The following is a 20,766-nucleotide window of genomic DNA, read 5'->3' as shown; positions in this document are numbered from 1 at the left end:
TCTTACCGTCTTACCCAGCCCGGCAGTAACTACGAGAGCGGCCAGGTGGCCGCTTTCTGCTATTCAATCCCGTATCTGATCTTCGCCTGGGCAGCGATTTTGCGGGCGTGCTCAATATAGGCCACGTCACCAGTGGCCTCAGCGTGGGCCAGATACGCATGTATGGCTTCCGCGCTTTGCAAGTCCTCGACCAACAGTTCGCGGCCAACTGCCGAGGCATCAACCCATTCGCGTTCCTCAGGCGGCAGCGGGTAAGCCCCGGAGGCTTCCGCATCGGCCAGCAACTCGGTCAGTGTGTAGCGCGCCCGCTTAGCCGTGACGGCACGACTACCTGCAATCGCTTCTTCGGTTTTCTTCCTGCTCATCATATTCCTCACGCGAATATTGCCCAGCCGTTTTATTCAGATGAAGCCACAAAGAGGGTGGCTATAAAGGTCGAAGGGTACTACGCCGCGCGCTATACCGGAAAAAGACACGCCCACCACCTTTTTGGCGTAATCCATCCAGGACTTGACCGATCGACGGGGGGGGCGTCGAGATTCGGCGTTCATTTGTATGTTCCAGATGGTAAACTTGGCCAAACTTTGGAAGACTTCGCCATGCGAAACCAAGCGAGCCCCTTGTTATGAACCAATCCGATAGTGAAATTCTCACGCTGGACGAAGTGGCGGTCTACCTCAAGGCTGGGAAGAAGACAGTGTATCGGCTGGCCCAGCAGGGGGAGATACCGGGATTCAAGCTAGGTGGCACCTGGCGGTTTCGTCGCAGCGAGTTGGATCGCTGGATTGCCGCACAGATAGCCGAGAAAACGCAGGACAAGACATGAGCGCCCCACTCAACGATAGCAGCCAGGCGGCCACGCCCCGCGGGGAGGCTGCAAACCGATGAATGCCGTAGAAATTGAACAAGCCATCACAGACCTTGCGGAGCAGCCCTTTGACCCCGCAGAGTTTCCCTATGCCTTTCTTGAGGCGTTCGGTAACAAGGCGACGACCCTCAAGCGCCTGCGCGCGGGAGCGTCGAACAAGTCCGACCTCGGCGGTGTTCTTCAAACCAGCAACATCCACATCCTGACCTGCGATACCGGGCAGGTGACGCAGACACTGGCTGCGCTGAAGACCAGCCCAGCCACGGCTAAGGCCAAGGCGAAGTTCATCCTTGCCACCGACGGTGCGGACTTCGAGGCCGAAGACCTGACCAGCGGCGAGACCGTCGCCTGCGCCTTCAAGGACTTCCCGGATCACTTCGGCTTCTTCCTGCCGCTGGCGGGCATCAGCACCGTTCGCCAGATCAGCGAAAACGCCTTCGACATCCGGGCCACCAGCCGCCTCAACCGCCTGTACGTAGAGCTGCTGAAAGACAACCCCGAATGGGGCACGGCGGAGCGCCGCCACGACATGAACAAACTCATGGCGCGGCTAATCTTCTGCTTCTTCGCCGAAGACACCGACATCTTTATCGGCAAGGGGCGCTTCACCGACACCATCGCGCAGATGAGTGAGCGCGATGCTTCCAATACGCATGAGGTGATCGCCACGCTGTTTCGCGCCATGAACACTGGGCATGAAGCGCGGGCCGCCGCCGGTATTCCGCGCTGGGCGGCAGAGTTTCCTTACGTCAACGGCGCTTTGTTCTCTGGCAGTGACGAGGTGCCGCGCTTCAGCCGTATCGCCCGCTCCTACCTGCTGCACGTCGGCGGGCTGGAGTGGACCAAGATCAATCCGGACATCTTTGGCTCGATGATTCAGGCCATTGCCGAAGACGAAGAGCGCGGCGAGCTGGGCATGCATTACACCAGCGTGCCCAATATCCTGAAGGTGCTGAACCCGCTGTTTCTCGACGATTTGCGTGCGAAGCTGGAAGAGGCAGGCGATAACCCGCGTACCCTGCTGAACCTGCGCAAGCGCATCGCCAGGATCAGGGTCTTCGACCCGGCCTGCGGTTCGGGCAACTTCCTGGTCATCGCCTACAAGGAAATGCGCGCGATCGAGGCTGAGATCAACAAGCGACGAGGCGAGACAGATCGTGCGTCCGATATTCCTGTCACCAATTTTCGCGGAATCGAACTACGTGACTTCCCGGCGGAGATTGCGCGGCTGGCACTGGTCATCACCGAATATCAGTGTGATGTGCTGCATCGGGGACAGCGGCTGGCCCTGGCCGAGTTTCTTCCTCTGCGCAACGAGAACTGGATCACCTGCGGCAACGCGCTGCGACTGGACTGGTTGAGCATCTGCCCGCCGACTGGAACCGGCGTGAAGGTAAAGGCCGATGACTTGTTCGGTTCTCCTCTCGATCAGGCAGAGATCGACTTCGAGAACGAAGGCGGCGAGACATACATCTGCGGAAATCCACCGTATTTGGGCAGCAAATGGCAGAGTGCTGCGCAGAAAGCCGATCTTGGTGCCTTGTTCGATGGGCGCGTGAAAAACTGGAAGTCACTCGACTATGTGGCCGGTTGGTTCTTGAAGGCGGCAGATTACGGCACCCACACGTCTTCATCTGCTGCGTTCGTTGCGACCAACTCCATTTGCCAAGGCCAACAGGTGCCGACGCTTTGGCCGGAGATCTTCGGTACAGGCAATACCATCGTCTTTGCGCACACCTCGTTCAAATGGGCCAATCTGGCCAGCCACAATGCCGGTGTGACCGTGGTCATCGTTGGCATTTCCACCATGCCCGGCCTCACGCGCCGTTTGTATTCCATTCGGGACGGTAGCCACGAATCGGTCGAGTGCAAGCACGTGGACAACATCAATGCCTACCTCGTGGCCGCGCTGAACATCGAAGTGCAGCCCGCTGCCAGGCCGCAGAACGGTTTGACGCCGATGCAGTTCGGCAATCATCCCTACTACGGGGCGGCGCTGATTTTCTCGAACGACGAGGCACGGAGTATTGTCGCCGGTTCGCCGGAAGCCGCCCGCTTCGTCCGGCCTTTCTACGGCTCAAAGGAGTTTATCGACGCCGCGCCCCGCGCCTGCCTCTGGATCGCGGATCAGGAGGCCGAGGCAGCCCTTGCCATTCCGGTCATAGCCCGTCGTGTGGAGGACGTAGCCCGCGCAAGAAGAGCCGCGACCAAGGACGCCAGCGCACGAAAACTGGCCGACACCCCGTGGCGATTTCGGGAGCAGACGATGGGGAAGCGTCATGCCTTAATTGTCCCGCGCGTAAGTTCCGAGAATCGACCCTATCTTCCTATTGGCCTGCTGGAGCCACATTGCGTGGTGCAGGAGAAGGCGTTCGCTCTCTATGACGCCCCGCTGTGGAACCTTGCGCTGATCGCCTCACGGCTGCATTGGGTCTGGATCGGGACGGTCTGCGTTCGGATGCGAACCGACTTTTCGTACTCCAACACCCTCGGTTGGAACACGTTCCCGGTGCCGACACTGACCGAGAAAAACAAGGCCGATCTCACCCGCTGCGCGGAGGACATCCTGCTGGCGCGGGAGCATCACTTCCCGGCCACCATCGCCGACCTCTACAGCCCCGACAACATGCCCGCCGACCTGCGCGCTGCGCATGACCGCAACGACGAAGTGCTGGAGCGCATCTACATCGGCCGCCGTTTCAAGAACGACACCGAGCGGCTTGAGAAACTGTTTGACCTTTATACGAAGATGACTGCTTCGGCCACACCGGCCAAAGGCAAGAAGCGCAAAGCGGGAGGCAAGGCATGAGCGGATATGCACTATTCCAGATGTGGGAGCCGTTTCGCCAAACCTTAATCAAAAGTCATTCGTTCTATGTTGAACAAGCCCGAAAACGCTTGCTTTCGCAGTTCGAGAATATTGAGGCTGAAGCCGATCATGCAGCTAAGGAGTGGCTAGATCAAAGTGGTGAATACTTTGACCCAGACCGACATGATCCTGGGGCCTTCTATGAGAAGGCCCACGATGTTGGTATTGAGTTTTATGAGCTTTTGAACGACATGCGCGAACAAACGCGCTTGAGCGTTGTCGCTGGGATGTTCCACGAATGGGACAAGCAGCTGCGTGACTGGTTGGCACGGGAGATTCAGCACTGGCATCGTGGTGACAACGTCACCTCGAAAATTTGGTCGGCCGACTTCGGTCAGATCGCCGATCTGCTGGAAAGCTTTGGTTGGAAAATCCGCACCGCGGACTATTTCCGCATGCTTGATGCGTGTCGCCTTGTGGTCAATGTGTACAAACATGGAGAAGGAAAATCTTTCGACGATCTGAGGAATAGCTTTCCTGAATATCTCGATGATCCGTTCAAGGACTTCGGGGGTATGTTGTCGGACACAAGGCATCGTGATCACACGCACCTCAAGATAAGCGACGATCAGTTTCAGGCATTCTCGGACGCGATCTTGGCGTTCTGGCACAACGTTCCAGGAAATGTGCTTGAGTCCCAACTCACCGACGTGCCGGACTGGTTCGATAAGGCCATCCTAAAGGATCGCGCTGAAAGGATTGATTCGCGTGCGAGGAGGCAGGCATGAGCGACAAACCCGTCAAACTGACACCAGTGCCCGAAGGCTACGTCGATTGGCTGGCCGAGCTGAAAACCCGCATCCACACAGCCCAGCAACGCGCTGCGCTGGCGGTCAACCGTGAACTGGTGCTGCTCTACTGGCAGATTGGTCAGGACATCCTGGCACGGCAGGCCGCGCAGGGCTGGGGCGCGAAAGTCATCGAACGGCTGTCTCAGGACTTGCGTTCGGCCTTCCCGGAGATGAAAGGCTTTTCCCGCGCCAACCTGATGTACATGCGGGCGTTCGCGGCGGCTTGGCCCGACGAGCAAATTGTCCAACAGGCTGTTGGACAATTGCCCTGGGGTCACAACCTCGTGCTGCTGTCGCAGTTAAAAGACCCGGTACAGCGGTTGGCCTACGCTGAAAGCGCCATCCAGCACGGCTGGTCGCGCAACGTGCTGAACATCCACATCGAAACCCGTTTGCTCGAGCGTAGCGGCACAGCGGTAACCAATTTTTCAGCCACCTTGCCGGCGCCGCAGTCGGACTTGGCGCGTGAATCCCTGAAAGATCCATATCGCTTCGACTTTCTTGGCTTGAGTCGCGAAGCGGGCGAGCGTGCCATCGAGAATGCACTGGTCAAACACGTCACCGAATTCCTACTGGAGCTGGGCGCTGGCTTTGCCTTTGTCGGGCGGCAGGTGCTGCTGGATGTGGGCGGCGATGAGTTTTTCATCGATCTGCTGTTCTACCACCTCAAGCTGCGTTGCTATGTAGTGATCGAACTGAAGGGCGGCAAGTTCAAGCCCGAGCATCTGGGCCAATTGAGCTTTTACCTGACGGCGGTGGATGCGCAGATCAAACACCCACAAGACAACCCAACCATCGGCCTGTTGCTGTGCAAGAGCAAGAATAAGGTCGTGGCCGAATACGCGCTGCGCCAGAATAATCAACCACTGGGCGTGGCGGAATACAAGTTGATTGAATCCCTGCCGCCAGAACTGGCGACAGATTTGCCAAGCATCGAACAGATCGAACAAGAGCTGATGGGTGATGCAGATACAGCCAATGCGGACGATGAATCATGACCCTCGACAACACCATCAAACAACGCGCTGTTCCCTCCGTTTCCGTCACCTATGCCCGCAATGGTGTCTCGACCAAGGCGAATGCCTTCGGGATGCGGCCCATGCAAGAGCGCGCCTTTGAAAAGCGCGGCGAGCAATATCTGCTGATCAAGTCGCCACCGGCATCTGGCAAGAGTCGTGCGTTGATGTTCGTGGCACTGGATAAGCTTGAAAATCAGGGCATCAAGCAGGCGATTATCGTGGTGCCGGAAAAATCCATCGGGGCCAGCTTCAACGACGAACCGCTGTCGAAATATGGCTTCTGGGCTGACTGGCACGTCGAACCCAAATGGAATCTGTGCAACGCGCCGGGCAACGACAACGGCGGCAAGGTCAAGTCGCTGGGCACATTCCTCGAAAGTGACGACAAGGTGCTGGTTTGCACCCACGCGACCTTCCGCTTCGCGGTCGATAACTATGGCGTAGAGGCGTTCGACGACCGGCTGATTGCGGTCGATGAGTTCCACCACGTTTCAAGTAACCCGGACAACAAGCTTGGCTTGCACCTGGGGCAGTTCTTCGAGCGGGGCAAAACGCACATTGTCGCCATGACGGGTTCCTATTTCCGGGGCGACGCTGAGGCCGTGCTTGCGCCGCAGGATGAGTCGAAGTTCGATGTCGTCACCTACACCTACTACGAGCAGCTCAACGGCTACGAGTACCTCAAGCAACTCGATATCGGTTACTTCTTCTACAGTGGGCCTTATGTCGATGACATTCTCAATGTCCTTGATCCTGCCGAGAAGACCATCATCCACATCCCCAACGTCAATTCGCGTGAAAGCACGAAGGACAAGATCAAGGAGGTGGAGCACATTCTCGGCGAGCTTGGCGATTGGCAAGGAGCAGACCCCGCGACAGGTTTCCAGCTAGTCAAACGTCCCGATGGCCGAGTGCTGCGTATCGCTGACCTGGTGGACCCAGCCAGTCAGGCCAAGGTACAGGAAAGCCTTCGTGCGGCAGAAATGAAGATGGATCGCGACTATGTGGACATCATCATCGCGCTGGGCATGGCGAAAGAGGGTTTCGACTGGATTTGGTGCGAACACGCGCTAACTGTGGGCTACCGCGCCAGCCTGACCGAGGTCGTGCAGATCATTGGCCGTGCCACCAGAGATGCACCGGGCAAGGCCAGAGCACGGTTCACCAACCTGATCGCTGCGGTAGATGCGACCGAGGAGGCGGTCACCGAGGCCGTCAACGATACCTTGAAGGCCATCGCAGCGAGCCTGCTGATGGAGCAGGTATTGGCCCCGCGCTTCGAGTTCAAGCCCAAGAACTCCGACAGCGGCCCGACGCCGGGATTTGACTATGGCGATGGGGGCTATGACCCGGATCGCTGCAATTTTGGTGTCAACGAGCAGACCGGGGCCTACCAGATCGAGATCAAGGGCCTGGCTGAGCCCAAAAGCCAAGAGGCTGCGCGTATCTGCCAAGAAGACTTGAACGAAGTTATTGCAGCTTTTGTGCAGGACAAGCCCACCATCGAGCGCGGCCTGTTCGATGAGGAGTTGGTGCCCGAAGAGCTGACGCAGGTTCGCATGGGCAAGATCATCAAGGACAAATACCCCGAGCTTGACGCCGAAGACCAGGAGGCGGTGCGCCAGCACGCCATCGCCGCCCTCAACCTTACGCAGCAGGCCAAGCGGCTTGTTACTGACGGCGAAAGTGATGGGTCGCCCAATACGGCCTTGCTCGACGGCGTGCGCCGCTTCGCGATGGACGTGCGTGAACTGGATATTGACCTGATCGACCGCATCAATCCCTTCGGCGAAGCCTATGCCATCCTCGCCAAGACCATGAGCGAAGACAGCTTGAAGCAGGTCGCAGCGGCCATCTCGGCCAAGCGCACCACAATCACGCCTGACGATGCCAAAGTGATCGCCAAGCGCGCGGCTGAGTTCAAGCGCGAACGCGGGCGGCTTCCATCGGCAACCTCGCAAGATGCCTGGGAAAAGCACCTTGCCGAAGGCGCAGCCGCATTCATGCGCTTTAGGGCGGAGGGGCGCTATGAGTAACTTCGATCTTGATGACCTGGCAGCAGAACTGGCCGAGTTCGCGCCGCCTGAGAAGAAAAAAGCACGCTCCGCCAGCGAGGAGCGTGTCATCGCCGGCTTCGAGGAAATTCAACGCTTTACCGAGCAGCATGGGCGTGCGCCGCAGCATGGCGAAGACCGCGATATATTCGAACGTCTGTATGCCGTGCGGCTCGACCGTCTACGCGCACTCCCGGACTGCCGTGCCTTGCTGGAGCCGCTGGACCATCAGAGCTTGCTTGCTGAGGCACAGACCGATGCCGCTTCAGCAGATGACGCCATCGACATCGATGACCTGGCTGCCGAGCTGGCGGGTGTTGCCGACGCGGATGACATAACGGTCTTGCGTCATGTCCGAACCAGCGCCGAAAAGCGGGCCGCCGAGGAGATTGCGGATCGCAAGCCGTGCGAAGACTTTGATGGGTTCAAAGAGCTGTTTGATCAGGCGCGCAGTGATCTGAGTTCAGGTTTAAGAGTGACTCGGCCTTTCGGGCAATACGCAACGATTGAAGTGGGTCATTGGTTCATCCTGGACGGACAAATGGCGTATGTGGCTGAGGAAGGTGAAGAGTTCGACTCGCCACAAGGCAAGAAGGATGCTCGGCTGCGTGTCATTTTCTCGAACGGTACAGAAAGTAACCTGCTGCGCCTGTCCCTAGCCCGTGCTTTGTACAAAGACGAAACAGCACGTCGAATTACTGATCCAGATATGGGGCCTTTGTTTAGCGACTCCCTGGAAGAGGGTGATCTGGAGAGTGGCACTATTTATGTGTTGCGCTCGCTGTCTGAGAACCCCTATGTGGCCGAGCATCGCGATGTCATCCACAAGATTGGTGTGACCGGCGGCAAGGTAGAGACACGCATCGCCAATGCCGAACATGACTCCACCTACCTGTTGGCGAAGGTTGAAGTGATAGCGACCTACAAGCTCGCAGGCATCAACCGCAGCCGGATGGAAAACCTGTTCCACCGGCTGTTCGCACCCGCACGGCTGAACATCACCATAAACGACCGTTTTGGCCATCCGGTCCAGCCGGAGGAGTGGTTCTTGGTGCCGCTCCATGTGATCGACGAGGCGGTTCAGCGCATTCGAGATGGTTCCATTACGGAAATGATCTATGAGCCGCAGACTGCTCGCTTGATTAGCCGGTAGCTAAAAGTAGTCCATACATCGGCAACAACATTTAGAGGGGACTATGACGAGCTATTCGACACAAAGCGAGATTGCAATCACCGATGTTCGGGTGAGTAACTTTCGCTCGCTTGCCAATATCGAGGTCGAGCTCGGCGATCTCACGGTACTTATCGGAGCCAACAACGCCGGAAAAACCAGCTTCCTAGACGCTATATTCTCGGCCATCGGGTCGGGGCGAAAATTTCTTGGTCAGGACGATGTGCGGCTCGCCCACGGCGAGGCGCTCGCGCCCAAAGAGCGCAAGGTGATCATTGATCTTCGCATTAGGCCGATAGGTGCAGATGGCATAGTGACAGACAAGTTTCCAGAGGGTAGTTTCTGGACAGCCTTGTGGGGCAACGGGATCGCGCTCGATCCAGTGGAGTTCTATGAGTTTGCCCCCATTCGGACAGGTCTCTCGTGGAGCGGTGCGAAGGCAGAGTATGTCGTTGAGCGCAGCTTCCTCAAGGAGTGGCGCGAGTTTAAGGACTGGATCGATACGCCAGTCCAGGCCACACCGGTTCGTGCGGCCCAGATTGAACCAATTGCCTTGCATTTCATCGATGCAAAGCGCGATCTCGACGACGACCTTCGCAAGCAGGGTTCGTTTTGGCGGCGGTTGACAGACGATCTTGGTTTGTCGGCAGCAGATGTGGCCGACCTCGAAACGGCCCTCTCAGGTATCAACCAAACAATTGTAGAAAAAAGCGAAATCCTTCAGCACTTGAAAACAAATCTGGCGGACTTGCAGAAGGTGGTTTCGGCCGATAGCGCGGGGATCGACATTGCACCGGTCGCCCGCAAGTTGCGCGATTTATCCAAGGGTGTGGACGTTTCTTTCTCGACATCCGGCGCTCAGTCGTTTCCGCTTGCGCGTCACGGCATGGGCACTCGCAGCCTCGCTTCGCTTCTGGTCTTTCGTGCGTTCGTCTCGTGGCGGCATGCCCACGCTACCAGTGGCGGCGATAAGGTGCATTCAATCCTTGCCCTAGAAGAGCCTGAGTCGCACTTGCATCCTCAAGCGCAACGCTCGCTGTTCGGTCACATTAAAGCCATAGCGGGGCAGCGTGTAGTCAGCACCCATTCGCCCTATTTCGCAGGTCAGGCGCAATTGGAGGATCTTCGGCTGTTCATCAAGAAGGGCGGCGACACAGTGGTGTCGAAACTCGACGTGTCAAAGCTGGCCAGGGCAGATGACAAACGCAAGGTTCAAGACTCAGTCATCGATTCTCGCGGGGATATTCTCTTCGCTCGGGCGTTGGTGCTCTTCGAGGGACAAACCGAGGAACAGGCTTTGCCGATTTGGGCTCAGGCGTACTGGGGTGCGTCCATCCACGAGCTGGGGTTCAGTTTCGCCAGGGCAAACGGCACGAACTACTACCCGTTCATATGGCTCGCGAATAGCCTGGATATTCCTTGGTATTTGATTGCTGATGGCGAAGCTCAGCCGCTGAAGAACCTCGAAGACGAGTTGAAGAGAGCCAACCTGCCAGAGTCGGCCAAATTGCCGAACATTGTAGTGCTTCCAGGTGGACACAATTTTGAGACTCAGCTCCTTGCTGAAGGCTATCTAGCTGAAATTGAGGCCGCGCTTAATACTGCATCAGACGATGCGGCATTTTTGGATGGGTTCATCGCAAAAAATCACGGGCTTAGCTATGGCAAGTTCAAAGACGGCACTGATAAGGGAAGCCGAGATTACAAGAGTGACGGCGGTCGTGAACGCGCAGCTGCCGATGCTATGAAGGGTCAGAAGACTAGGCTTGCGAAGCCATTGGCGCATCAGATCGTGGGACTTGCTGATCCATTGAGGAGGTTCCCTTCTACGATCGACAGCTTGTTCAAAATAATAGGAGCGGCTCATGGGTTGCCCAAAGAAGGAGGTGCGGAATCATGACAACGGAACGCGAGATTCGCTTATCTAGCCAGCAGGCTGCCGTAGTTGATCACGTCGATGGGCCATTGTTGGTTGTTGCTGGCCCTGGTTCGGGAAAGACGCGAGTTCTCACCGAGCGCATTCGGTATCTCCTATCCAACGTCCCGGGTCATTTCCGCGTGCTGGCCTTAACCTTCACCAACAAAGCTGCCGACGAGATGCGGGAGCGGTTGGCTGACTTGGGCGATGCCCGGCAGCGTGCGTTCATAGGTACGCTTCACAGCTTCTGCCTGGACTTGCTCACGGAGCGGGGAAAGCTTGTTGGCGTCGAAGGCATGCCCAATATCTTCGAGCAGTTCAAGGACCGTAAGGAAATCCTGCTCAACGCGATCAAGGACGACCCAGCCCTTGAGGCTGAGCTTGATCAGGAAGGCGACGCCAAGGCGCGTGGAAAGCGGGTCGATGCATGGCTTCAAGGCATCTCGTGGGTCAAGGCTCACCCCATTACCTGCGCGGTGATTGACGACGATCTGGAGCGCCGCGTGCTAGAGGCCTATGACAACGGACTGAGAGCGAGCAACGCCTATGACTTCGATGACTTGCTTTTGCTGGCGTACCGCTTGCTGAGCGGCAATCCCAAGCTCGCCGAGTTCTATCAACGGCTCTACAAGTTTGTCTGCATCGATGAAGCGCAGGACCTTAACGAAGCCCAATATGCGGTGATCTGCGCGTTGTGCGGGGAGTCGTTCAAAAACGTGATGATGGTTGGTGACCCCAAACAGTCTATTTATGGGTTCAATACGTCGAGCCCGGAATACATGGACCGTTTCAAAGCCGAGTTCAGTGCTCAGCTTGTTGGCCTGACCGAAAACTTTCGCTCGTCGAAATCTGTCGTTGATGTGGCTCGTTCACTGGATTCGAACTACCTTGTCGCAGCACAATTACCCATCCAAGGGTTGGTCAAGTTGATTGTGGGCGACGATGAGGAGGATGAGGCGAAACGCATCGTTGACCAGATTCAGGTTCTCTTTGACAGTGGCCATCCTGATGTGGAAGGGGGCATTGATCCCTCGAAGTGCGCGATCCTTGGGCGCACGCGCTTCGCCTTGCTTGCCATCGAGAAAGAGCTGCGCGAACGGTCTATTCCCTTCTACAAGCGTCTGACTGCCAACCATGAGAACGAGTCGGAGGTGGTCGATGACTTCCAGCTTGCATTGCGCGTGGTTGCTAACCCAAGGGACCGCTTGCATTTCGCAGCACTGGCGAAGAAGTGGAAGGTTTCCGAGCCTGACGCGACCAACGACGCAGCCAAAGCTCTTGCTTCCATGGCATCCGCGGCAGGCAGCGTCAGTGGTAGGGCCGCCGCTGTTGTTGCGGCTGTTGCCAGTGTTTTGCGTAATACGGCACGTCTAGACTTGATGCCAGCTTTTGCCGTTCTAACAAGCTATGCCGACAAGTTGGATGAGGACGAGAAGCTTCCGATCTATGAAGACGTCGAGGTTTTCAGGCAGGAGTGGGATCAATATCTCCGCTCGGATTCCTCAACCCAGACTATCGCCGGCTTCATGAGCAGCAAGGCTCTCGGAGCAACGCAGAAGGCTAGTCGGGAAGGCGTGGCTTTGTTGACGGTACATTCGTCAAAGGGATTGGAGTTCGACGTGGTTTTCATTGCGGGAATGGCTGAGGGTTCATTCCCTGACTACCGCTCCTCGGCGGGCCGCGAACTTCTCGAAGAGCGCCGCAACGCGTTTGTCGCGGTGACTCGGTCGAAGAGGCTCCTGTATCTATCCTATCCGCTGACGAGGATGATGCCGTGGGGTGATCGGCGAAGGCAATCGCCTTCGCGGTTTATTCAAGAAGCAGGACTGAGTCAATAGTTATTCATCGACCGTGCCCGATCCCGAAGCATGAAGCTTCGCGATCGTTGTTAGCCGCTGTCGGTTGTGGGTAGGTGTGCACAGGAGCTGACGACGAGGTCGATTTTTGCTCGCTACCATGAGCCTGTTTAATAGTTGGACCCGCAGTCCTGCGAGCATCCCGAATTGTGACAGCGGTCGGCAATGCCTGCCGAGCCGTGAGCTAGGAGGAAAGAGCATCATGCAGCCGCACCAAGACAGCCAAGCCACACCCTTTTTCCTCACCGAGGAAGTGAAGGCCGAGATGATCGCGGCCGGGTATGTATTCGAGCCGCCGCCCATTGCTTGCACGCTGCGTCTGCGTGACGTGCTGGAGGGTATGAGCGATGCCGAGCTAGCATTGCAGCCGGGCGAGATCGCCGACCAGGAGCGTGAACGCCGGCAGGGCAAGCAGTTTTCAGTCGGATAAACAGAGCATGGTATTTTTTGTGGTATTGGTGCTTTCTTTTATTGCAAGTTACTGTAAAAAAATAGGTTTTTTCTCTTGTTTACAATAGAGTGGGAATGATTTGCCGCTTGACAGCATAGTGCGGTAATAGGCATTGAACCAACTCGTGGCAGCCGCTCTCAGCTAGAGCCGGCGAGTATCTTGCTTACTTCTTCGTCACTGGTTTGCGGAAACGCTGCATACCACTTTCCGACTGCCTGAAACAGGTCCGGGGTAAACAGGCAGATGATTTCATCGACTTGCCGCCCGAGTGTTTCGCAAGCTTCGGCAGAGGAGACAGGCACGGCAATCACCACCGCCGCCGCGTCCAAACGGCGCACTGCTGCCACGGCCGCCCGCATCGTCGAACCGGTAGCAAGGCCGTCGTCAACCAGGATGGCCGTCTTGCCTGCGAGTTCAAGGGGAGGGCGGCCGCGGCGGTAGCGCTCTTGCCGACGTTCGAGCTCAGCCTGTTCCGCATCCCGGACCCTGTCAATGGCCTCAGGCGTCACGCCCATGTTTCTGACCACCCAGTCATCCAGAATCGTAATGCCGCCTGGCGCGATAGCACCCATGGCGTATTCCTGATGGCCGGGGAGGCCCAGCTTGCGCACAACAAGAACATCCAGCGGGGCATCTAGCGCCTTCACCACCTCCCGGGCAACGGGAACGCCGCCTCGTGGCAGGCCCAGGACGATCACATCCTCGCGGCCGCGATAGTGAACAGGCATGGCGGCGCCCAATTGCCGTCCGGCATCTTCACGATCGCTAAAAAAAGGTGACATGTTGCACGGCTCCGGCTTGGTCGGCAAATTAAGCGAGCAGCAAATTCGGTGCCTACAAGCCTGTGCTACGGGGTCCTCCGACACATCGGATTTAACCGATCTTCTGGATTGTTCAATGGCATTGGCGATTTCATCACGCTGGTGTGTGGACAACCAAAGGGCTTATGTCGTCAACGCTGCCATTGGATCATCCCGACCTCCTCCAGGAAGCTAAGCAGTGTGTGGCACACCTCGTCCGGCTGCTCCTCAGGCGCGAAGTGCCCGCAATCGTCGATGATTGCGCTGCGGACAGCCTGAATTCCAGCGCTGCGAAATCCCGCTACATACTTGTTGATATCGCCGGCTTCGTGACGACCTCTGATGTAGAGCAGCGGCGTAGTGATGGAGCCATTGCTGTTTACCGCAGCCTTGTTGTCGGCGGCGTCCTTGGCAAAGGCGCGATACCAGTCAAAGCCGGTTGCCAGGGCCTGGGGGCTGGCGTAGGCGGCAGCATAAGCTGTGCGGGCTTGCGGTAAAATGCGGTCCGGATGCCGCGCCAGCGCGTCATAGAAAAAATTGAAGTATGCACGCTGTTTGCCGTCAACAAGCAGTTCTGGAAGTTCTGGAATGGCGTGGAAGGAAAAATGCCAGATTGCGGGGTTGCGAAGCACGTCTTCCCACGGAGGAACTCCAGGTATGACGACGTCCATGATAGCCGCCGCCCGAAGCGAGGCTGCGTGCCGGCCAAGATAGGCGTAAGCGACCTGGCCGCCGATATCGTGCCCCACGATAGCAAGGTTTTTGAGCGCCAAAGTGGCAGCAATGCTGTTCAACATATCGGCGATATCGCGCGTTGTGACGGGCGGATTGCGCATTACGGAACCGCCGATGCCGGGCAAGTCGACGGCCAGCGCGTGCACGTGCCGGCCGGCAAGCTCCATGACCCGCCTCCATGCCGACCAGTCCTGCGGCCAGCCATGCAGGAACAGCACGCAAGCCTGGTGGCCCAGGCCTGTCTCTGCAAGATGGATGCTGCCGCCCTTTACTGGAATTTGCGAATGTTTCAAAAGAAGCTCCTTTGACGCGCTTTCTCCAACGGCATCGGAAGCTACAGGCCAATTGGCGGCTGCGCGTGATGGATCTTGGACTCCCGGAACGTGCGTCCTGGCTTGGATGGAGGCGTGAAGGGGGGCCTCCTCTCTCCTTAAGGGGCGGGACTGCTGCCTTGTTCGGTCTGCGGACGTGCTTCTTCGAGCGCGGCGCGCCCGCCGGCATCGATGTCGGCCCGCAGCCGCGGCAGGGCGCCGGGGTAGTTGGTGGCGATATAGGCGATCAGGTTCTCGCGCAGGAAACAGCGCAGGTCGAACGCCTTGCCGGAGTCGCCGGCGCTGACGAGGAATCGCACCTGCATGGCGCGGTCCGAAGTGTCGGTCACCTGGACTACTTTCACTCGGCCATCCCAAACGTCGGACGATTTGCACAGCCGGTCGAACTCCTGGCGGATAGGCTCCAGCGGCACTGAGAAATCAAGCCATAGAAAGACTGTGCCCAAGAGAGAAGCCGAGCTGTGCGTCCAATTCTGGAAGGGGTTTTCGATGAACCATTGCAGCGGCACGATAAGGCGGCGCTCGTCCCAGACGCGTACGACGACGAAGGCGCCGGTGATTTCCTCCACGCGTCCCCATTCGCCTTCCACGATCAGCACATCGTCGATGCGGATGGGCTGGGTGAAGGCGATTTGCAGGCCGGCGATGAAGTTGCCCAGAACCGGGCGGGCGGCAATACCGGCGACCAGGCCTGCGACACCGGCCGACGCCAGCAAACTGGCCCCAATTTGGCGCGCTCCGGGCAGGCTCAGCAGCACGAACGAAAGTCCTATCAGCGCGACGATGGCATGGGCGCTGCGGGTCAGCACCCGGGTCTGGGTTAGAAGGCGCCGAGCGCGCAGGTTGTCGGCGATGTCATAGGGGTTGAGCCGGACCGTGGTCTCGCTGACGGCGTAGATGCATCGGTGGGCCAGCCAGGTCAGCGCGATGATGAGCAGGATGGTGGCAATGTACGACACTCCCGCAATATGCGGTGTATTGTCGGGTGCGCCGCTCAACACCACACGAACCGCGAAAAGGACGGCGACGCTTCGGCTTGCGCGGTAGGTGGCCGACGTGATGCCCTGCAGGTAGGGGTGGCGGGCCAATACGCGGCGCAGCACGGCGATGCCTGCGTGATGCAGGACGAGCGCGATGACGATAGCCACCAGCATTGTAAGGACAAGAACCAGCCAGGGTTTGATGGCATCGGGAACCGAATCGAGGAAGGCTGGGAACTGCATTCGGACTGACCTCCGCAGTAAGTGAACCATGCTCTATGGCGGCGGCTGGCTGTTGCGCATGTGGTCGCGTCACCTCAGATCCAGGACTTGGTGCAACTTCGCCAGGGCGTGCCGGGACGGTGCAGCAAGTACCGCACCTGGGCGGCATGCAGGTCTTGCGGCAGTGACCGACGCGCCCCCTCGACGGTTGTACGTTGGGCGGTGTAGCGTTCCAGCTCCGGCCGAGCGTATGATCTACGTTGCCGCACAGTATTCCTGCGGCGGGCTGCCCGGGCTGCAAGCCATGCTGACTGCGGCGTCGGTGTGGCTGTGCGCAGATCAGCAAAAGGCGTAGGCCATGCTAGTGCCTTTCATCCAAGGAGAACGTTCATGATCAAGCTGATCGGCATTGCCGGAAGTCTGCGACGCCATTCCTATAATCGAGGACTGCTTCGGACAGCGGTCGAGCTGGCGCCTGCCGGCGCAACCCTTCAGGCCGTATCCATTGACGATATTCCACTGTACAACGGCGACATCGAAGAGCAGGGCATACCGGCGGCGGTAGCGCGGCTGAAGGACGAAATCGAGGCCGCCGACGGGTTATTGTTGGTGACACCCGAATACAACAATGGCGTTCCTGGCGTCTTCAAGAACGCTATTGACTGGGCCTCGCGTCCGCCCGCCGATGGGCAGCGCATTTTCACGGGCAAGCCGGTGGCATTGATCGGCGCTTCCCCGGGCGGCTTTGGAACCGTGCTGTCGCAAAGCGGCTGGCTGCCGGTCCTGCGTGCGCTGGGCACCCAGCCTTGGTTCGAGCAACGCCTGCTTGTTTCGCGTGCCGGCGAACGGTTCGATCGCGATGGCAACCTTGTCGATGCCGGCGTGCGCCAGCAGTTGGGCTTGTTCGTGGCAGGCTTTGGCCAATACGTGCAGCGCTGCCTGGAGGCCAGGCCGAAGTAGACGAATCGGTCGCTCGACGCGGCCCTGACGCATGTCTTCGGTTATGTGCGAAGGGGCCGCGGGCCACGCGGCATGCCGTTACTGGTAAACCGGCAGCTCGCCTTCGGGGCGGCGCTTGAAACGGCGATGCACCCAGTAATATTGCTCTGGAATGTCTTGTATCTGGCTTTCCAGGAATTGATTGGTCAGCAAGGCGTCGGCCTTGACGTCGCCGCATGGGTAGTTTTGCAGCGGTTCGAAAATCCTTAGCTTGTAGCCTTGGTAGTCGGGCAGCACCTCGGTCAGGAAGGGCACCACCCGCGCTCCGCTGATCTTGGCCAGGCGGGATACTGCAGTAAGGGTACAAGCCTGGACTCCGAAAAACGGCACGAACACCGAGTCGCGCAAGCCGAAATCCATGTCCGCTGCAAGCATGATGGGCTTGCCCGACTTCAGGATATTAAGGGTTTGGCGCGCGCTGCTGCCGCGTGGAACCATTTCGATGCCGAACCTGGAGCGCTGGACACGGGATATATTCTCTACTGCCTGATTGGACATTGGCGTATACAGCGAGGCAAGCGCATGGTGTATGGAATAGTAAACGCATCCCGCTTCGATGCCGGCAAAATGAAATCCCAGAAAGATGGTGGGCTGCTCGTACGTGTCGGCCAGCTCTATGGCGCTGTGCAGTTCGGTCAAGCGGGTCAGGGTCTTGGCGCTGCCATACCACTGCACGCCGCGCTCGAAGTAGCTGCGAACGACATGCTGGAATGTCGATGATGCCAGGCTGTTGCGCTGCGCTTTGGTTTTTTCCGGAAAACAAAGCCGCAGATTTGTATGCAGAATGCGTTTGCGCTTGCTTGGAAGCCGATACAGTAATTGGCCGAGTGTTTCGCCGGCCCGCGCGACCAGCCCATAGGGCAGGACGGCAAGCATGCGCAATAGACCCGAGGTCAAGGCATGCTGGGTTTTTTGATTCAAATTTTCGCCTGGTAGGGCCTAGGCGCTAAACGACGGTAGCGGTATAGGCGAGAGAAGATCCTGCAGTGCGCAAGCATTGAAAAATGAATCGCACATGAAGCTGGTCTTTTGATGGTACCACCCGGCCAGCAAGATCATGCGCGGTATGTTGCAATATTAAGTAAGCGATCAAGCGCCAGGCGCAATACGTTCCTGGCTGCAAGCGTTCAAGCCAGCCGCGCCATAAGCCACTTTGCCGCGCAGGGGTTGGCAACCTTGTTGCCGCCGATCACATAAACATAGACGTCGCGCGGGCCGGAGCCCGGCAAGGTGGGTGCAAGCCTGGCCAGGCTATCCGGCGTTGCGCCTTTGGCCCAGATCTTTGCGCGCTGGCTCCATAGCTCGAGCACGGCCGCAGGGTAGCCGAGCGGTTCGCCTTGCTGCGTGCCCATCAGGCGGATATAGGCGAAAGGCGCGGCCGCGTCCGTGATTAACGGAAATTTCGAATCGGCGTCCGCCACCACCGCAACGCCATACTGCCGGGCCAGCTCAATGAATTTCGGCGTCACGAAGCTTTCATGGCGCACTTCGATAGCGTGCCGCAGGGATAAACCATTGACGGCGGGCGGAAGCAACTTCAGAAAGGCTTCGAAATCGCCGGCATCGAACGCCTTGTTGGGCATGAACTGCCAATTGATGGGGCCCAGCTTATGCTTCAGTTCGGTCAAACCGCCAGTCAGAAAACGTTCGACCGTCGGTCCCGCATCGGCCAGCACTTTGCGATGGGTCGCATAGCGCGGTGCCTTTACAGCGAAAACAAAGGTATCGGGAGTTTGCTCGTACCATTTGGCGAAGCTTTCCGGCTTGTGCGCGCCATAGTACGTACTATTGATTTCTATCGATGTTAGTTGCCGGCTGGCGTATTCAAGTTCGCGGCTGCGTGGATGTCCTTCGGGATAGAAGGTGCCTTGCCATGGTTCATAGCTCCAGCCGCCGATGCCGACCCGAATAGTGCCGCTGCCGTTTTTGCTCATGGGAACCCTCCAATTCTGCTGTCCGTCCGGCATTGTAGATGGCGGTGGTCCCTGGGGTTGCGAAGGGGCGGAAGGCAGTTCAGGACAGCTCGTCAGCGCGACCTTCCGCCATTGCGGACGGGGTCTGGAGGAGTATGGGCGAGTCCCGCGTTGTCGGCCGGCACGATTTTGTCGGGTTCGATGTCGTCCTCCAGGGGTGCTTCTCCTTTGTTTTCCACTTGGGGGCGTTCGCCTGTATTGTTCCGGTCGCTGTCTGTGTCCGGCATGGAAGCCGGCAGGTCGTTGCCCGAATCACTGGAGTCGCTGGGGCCAAGCGCGGGTTGCGCGGGGCCGGTCTTTACCAGACTGGCCGGTTCGTCGAACTCCTTTCCTTGCCGAGCCCGTTCCAGATCTTTATCCGTTGCCATAGTAGTCTCCCGTTGATGTTTGCGTGGGACCTGTATCGAGCGAACCCCATTGCAGCGTCGATCCCGCGGCGCATGAATCCAGCAAGGAGCGTGCCAGGCAACGTCTCGCGACCATAGCACGCAGCCATTCTGTTATCGTATCGCCGGACCACATTTTTCATCATTATGGCTACCGTTTGCGAGGACAATGCAATGGAAACAACCTCTTCCAGTTTGAACGTGTCCAGTACTTCGACGGACTGGCGCGGCGTGGCACTATCGAACTTCGCTCTTTCGCCTTTTGTTCTCGAGGACAACCTTTTTGCCTCGGTCGAGGGGTTCATTCAGGGCATCAAGTTCCCGGAAGGCGACTCGCTGCGGGCCGTGGCGTTTTGCTCGAGCGGCCAAGACGCAAAAAACCTGGCAAGCCAGGCGGATCGAAGCGCGGTGTATTGGGCTGGGGGACGCATCGCCTATGGCTGCGCCGATCATCACCGGCTTATAGGACGGGCGATAAGGGCTCGCATTGAACAATCGATCGGATTGCAGAAGGTACTGCTTTCCACGGACGGGCTCGATCTGGTGCACAACACCGGCCCGGAACCGGAGTCTCCTGCGACTTCGCTGCCGGCTGTGGTGTTTTGCGGGATTTTGACGGAACTTCGCGAGGAGTTGAAAGCACGTTAATCATCCAGCCTTATGGGGTTTAAAATTATAAATTCCATATATGAAGGAGTGAATGTGTTTCCAGAAAGACTAACCCAGGGTTATTCGTCGTTTCTCGCAGGCAGCCTCTCGCAAGAGCGTGAACGCTATCAGGACCTGGCGGAAAATGGACAGCACCCTGAAATAATGGTCATCGGCTGTGGTGATTCGCGTGTCGCGCCGGAAATAATTTTCAATGCGCGTCCAGGCGAAATGTTTGTCATCCGCAATATCGCCAACATCGTCCCGCCCAGCGAGGCCGATCCCGACACATCATTCCACGGAACAAGCGCCGCAATCGAGTTCGGCGTGAACGCGCTCAAAGTCAAGCACATTGTGGTGCTGGGCCATGCCAGTTGCGGTGGCGTCGCAGCCTTTGCCAACAATGCGGCGCCATTGACAAAGCGCGACTTCATTGGCAAGTGGATGTCGCAGATAAAGCCTGTGGCAGAGCGTGTGGGGCCGCAAGACGGCGACCGGCAAACCTGGATCCGCAATCTGGAGTGGGGCGTCATTGAATACAGCCTTGACAATCTCATGACTTTCCCCGCGGTTCGCGACGCGGTCGACAAAGGCGAGCTTATGCTGCACGGTGCTTATTTTGGCATTGCGACGGGCTTGCTTTTTATTCGCGATCCCCTCACTGGGCGGTTTCAGCCTTGCGCCCTGCCATAAC

19 protein-coding genes are annotated in these 20,766 nt (G+C 58.0%); 12 read left to right on the top strand and 7 right to left on the bottom strand.

Translation table 11 applies throughout. From position 1 onward, the window contains the following. Positions 1–59 precede the first annotated feature (59 nt). Entirely contained in the window at positions 60–365 is a 306-nt protein-coding gene (locus DFR37_RS08085; RefSeq protein ID WP_211317234.1) for a helix-turn-helix domain-containing protein, read from the bottom strand. Between the two features lie 260 nt (positions 366–625). On the opposite strand from DFR37_RS08085, the gene mads1 reads away from it, so the two are divergent. From mads1 to DFR37_RS08035, 9 genes are all read left to right on the top strand, one after another. Beyond that, positions 626–826 carry a methylation-associated defense system helix-turn-helix domain-containing protein MAD1 gene (gene mads1, locus DFR37_RS08075; protein ID WP_113932710.1) on the top strand — a complete coding sequence of 67 codons (201 nt, stop codon included), beginning with the start codon at positions 626–628 and terminating at the stop codon, positions 824–826. Positions 827–884: 58 nt separating this feature from the next. Continuing rightward, complete coding sequence (locus DFR37_RS08070; RefSeq protein ID WP_113932709.1) at positions 885–3,677, top strand: class I SAM-dependent DNA methyltransferase; 2,793 nt, start codon at positions 885–887, stop codon at positions 3,675–3,677. After that, entirely contained in the window at positions 3,674–4,465 is a 792-nt protein-coding gene (locus DFR37_RS08065) for a hypothetical protein (protein WP_113932708.1), read from the top strand. Before DFR37_RS08070 ends, DFR37_RS08065 begins: the two co-directional genes overlap by 4 nt. Beyond that, the gene (locus DFR37_RS08060) at positions 4,462–5,526 is read left to right on the top strand and encodes a PDDEXK nuclease domain-containing protein (protein WP_113932707.1); all 1,065 of its coding nucleotides are present in this window, start codon (positions 4,462–4,464) and stop codon (positions 5,524–5,526) included. Before DFR37_RS08065 ends, DFR37_RS08060 begins: the two co-directional genes overlap by 4 nt. Further along, positions 5,523–7,583, top strand: a complete 2,061-nt coding sequence (locus DFR37_RS08055) for a DEAD/DEAH box helicase (protein ID WP_113932706.1) — start codon at positions 5,523–5,525, stop codon at positions 7,581–7,583. Before DFR37_RS08060 ends, DFR37_RS08055 begins: the two co-directional genes overlap by 4 nt. Next, positions 7,576–8,754 (top strand): GIY-YIG nuclease family protein, encoded by a 1,179-nt coding sequence (locus DFR37_RS08050; RefSeq protein ID WP_113932705.1) that lies wholly within the window; start codon positions 7,576–7,578, stop codon positions 8,752–8,754. The genes DFR37_RS08055 and DFR37_RS08050 overlap by 8 nt, the downstream gene beginning before the upstream one ends. A gap of 43 nt (positions 8,755–8,797) precedes the next feature. Beyond that, positions 8,798–10,672 carry an ATP-dependent nuclease gene (locus DFR37_RS08045; protein WP_113932704.1) on the top strand — a complete coding sequence of 625 codons (1,875 nt, stop codon included), beginning with the start codon at positions 8,798–8,800 and terminating at the stop codon, positions 10,670–10,672. Next, complete coding sequence (locus DFR37_RS08040; RefSeq protein ID WP_113932703.1) at positions 10,669–12,528, top strand: ATP-dependent helicase; 1,860 nt, start codon at positions 10,669–10,671, stop codon at positions 12,526–12,528. The genes DFR37_RS08045 and DFR37_RS08040 overlap by 4 nt, the downstream gene beginning before the upstream one ends. Before the next feature lie 220 nt (positions 12,529–12,748). Continuing rightward, entirely contained in the window at positions 12,749–12,976 is a 228-nt protein-coding gene (locus DFR37_RS08035; protein ID WP_218951423.1) for a hypothetical protein, read from the top strand. Positions 12,977–13,134: 158 nt separating this feature from the next. Here the strand turns inward: DFR37_RS08035 and DFR37_RS08030 are convergent, their stop codons facing one another. From DFR37_RS08030 to DFR37_RS08020, 3 genes are all read right to left on the bottom strand, one after another. After that, complete coding sequence (locus DFR37_RS08030; protein ID WP_113932702.1) at positions 13,135–13,779, bottom strand: phosphoribosyltransferase; 645 nt, start codon at positions 13,777–13,779, stop codon at positions 13,135–13,137. 170 nt (positions 13,780–13,949) lie between these two features. Then, positions 13,950–14,825: an alpha/beta fold hydrolase gene (locus DFR37_RS08025; RefSeq protein ID WP_170139860.1), complete on the bottom strand. Its 876-nt coding sequence runs from the start codon at positions 14,823–14,825 to the stop codon at positions 13,950–13,952. A gap of 137 nt (positions 14,826–14,962) precedes the next feature. Next, positions 14,963–16,087: a mechanosensitive ion channel family protein gene (locus DFR37_RS08020; protein WP_113932701.1), complete on the bottom strand. Its 1,125-nt coding sequence runs from the start codon at positions 16,085–16,087 to the stop codon at positions 14,963–14,965. Positions 16,088–16,456: 369 nt separating this feature from the next. On the opposite strand from DFR37_RS08020, the gene DFR37_RS08015 reads away from it, so the two are divergent. Next, positions 16,457–17,026 carry an NADPH-dependent FMN reductase gene (locus tag DFR37_RS08015; protein WP_113932700.1) on the top strand — a complete coding sequence of 190 codons (570 nt, stop codon included), beginning with the start codon at positions 16,457–16,459 and terminating at the stop codon, positions 17,024–17,026. Positions 17,027–17,104: 78 nt separating this feature from the next. Here DFR37_RS08015 and DFR37_RS08010 read toward each other — a convergent pair whose 3' ends face one another. The 3 genes from DFR37_RS08010 to DFR37_RS08000 all read right to left on the bottom strand — a co-directional run bounded on the left by DFR37_RS08010 (position 17,105) and on the right by DFR37_RS08000 (position 19,406). After that, the gene (locus tag DFR37_RS08010; RefSeq protein ID WP_113932699.1) at positions 17,105–17,986 is read right to left on the bottom strand and encodes a lipid A biosynthesis lauroyl acyltransferase; all 882 of its coding nucleotides are present in this window, start codon (positions 17,984–17,986) and stop codon (positions 17,105–17,107) included. Between the two features lie 206 nt (positions 17,987–18,192). Further along, positions 18,193–18,999, bottom strand: a complete 807-nt coding sequence (locus tag DFR37_RS08005) for a DUF72 domain-containing protein (RefSeq protein ID WP_113932698.1) — start codon at positions 18,997–18,999, stop codon at positions 18,193–18,195. A gap of 92 nt (positions 19,000–19,091) precedes the next feature. Then, complete coding sequence (locus tag DFR37_RS08000) at positions 19,092–19,406, bottom strand: MatE family transporter (RefSeq protein ID WP_242341748.1); 315 nt, start codon at positions 19,404–19,406, stop codon at positions 19,092–19,094. 192 nt (positions 19,407–19,598) lie between these two features. On the opposite strand from DFR37_RS08000, the gene DFR37_RS07995 reads away from it, so the two are divergent. Both DFR37_RS07995 and DFR37_RS07990 read left to right on the top strand, forming a co-directional pair. After that, positions 19,599–20,072, top strand: a complete 474-nt coding sequence (locus tag DFR37_RS07995) for an NADAR family protein (protein WP_113932697.1) — start codon at positions 19,599–19,601, stop codon at positions 20,070–20,072. Between the two features lie 54 nt (positions 20,073–20,126). Beyond that, positions 20,127–20,765, top strand: a complete 639-nt coding sequence (locus DFR37_RS07990) for a carbonic anhydrase (protein ID WP_113932696.1) — start codon at positions 20,127–20,129, stop codon at positions 20,763–20,765. Position 20,766 lies beyond the last annotated feature (1 nt).

Source organism: Eoetvoesiella caeni, assembly GCF_003315175.1.
Classification (GTDB): Bacteria; Pseudomonadota; Gammaproteobacteria; order Burkholderiales; family Burkholderiaceae_B; genus Eoetvoesia; species Eoetvoesia caeni.
This window is presented reverse-complemented; position numbering and strand designations above follow the sequence as displayed.

Coding starts and splice junctions, on each gene's coding strand:
- DFR37_RS08070 (WP_113932709.1), top strand. CDS start 885: ATGAATGCCGTAGAAATTGAACAAGCCATCACAGACCTTGCGGAGCAG.
- DFR37_RS08055 (WP_113932706.1), top strand. CDS start 5,523: ATGACCCTCGACAACACCATCAAACAACGCGCTGTTCCCTCCGTTTCC.
- DFR37_RS08005 (WP_113932698.1), bottom strand. CDS start 18,999: ATGAGCAAAAACGGCAGCGGCACTATTCGGGTCGGCATCGGCGGCTGG.
- DFR37_RS07995 (WP_113932697.1), top strand. CDS start 19,599: ATGGAAACAACCTCTTCCAGTTTGAACGTGTCCAGTACTTCGACGGAC.
- DFR37_RS08040 (WP_113932703.1), top strand. CDS start 10,669: ATGACAACGGAACGCGAGATTCGCTTATCTAGCCAGCAGGCTGCCGTA.
- DFR37_RS08020 (WP_113932701.1), bottom strand. CDS start 16,087: ATGCAGTTCCCAGCCTTCCTCGATTCGGTTCCCGATGCCATCAAACCC.
- DFR37_RS08015 (WP_113932700.1), top strand. CDS start 16,457: ATGATCAAGCTGATCGGCATTGCCGGAAGTCTGCGACGCCATTCCTAT.
- DFR37_RS08060 (WP_113932707.1), top strand. CDS start 4,462: ATGAGCGACAAACCCGTCAAACTGACACCAGTGCCCGAAGGCTACGTC.
- DFR37_RS08000 (WP_242341748.1), bottom strand. CDS start 19,406: ATGGCAACGGATAAAGATCTGGAACGGGCTCGGCAAGGAAAGGAGTTC.
- DFR37_RS08085 (WP_211317234.1), bottom strand. CDS start 365: ATGAGCAGGAAGAAAACCGAAGAAGCGATTGCAGGTAGTCGTGCCGTC.
- DFR37_RS08035 (WP_218951423.1), top strand. CDS start 12,749: ATGCAGCCGCACCAAGACAGCCAAGCCACACCCTTTTTCCTCACCGAG.
- DFR37_RS08050 (WP_113932705.1), top strand. CDS start 7,576: ATGAGTAACTTCGATCTTGATGACCTGGCAGCAGAACTGGCCGAGTTC.
- DFR37_RS08045 (WP_113932704.1), top strand. CDS start 8,798: ATGACGAGCTATTCGACACAAAGCGAGATTGCAATCACCGATGTTCGG.
- mads1 (WP_113932710.1), top strand. CDS start 626: ATGAACCAATCCGATAGTGAAATTCTCACGCTGGACGAAGTGGCGGTC.
- DFR37_RS08030 (WP_113932702.1), bottom strand. CDS start 13,779: ATGTCACCTTTTTTTAGCGATCGTGAAGATGCCGGACGGCAATTGGGC.
- DFR37_RS08065 (WP_113932708.1), top strand. CDS start 3,674: ATGAGCGGATATGCACTATTCCAGATGTGGGAGCCGTTTCGCCAAACC.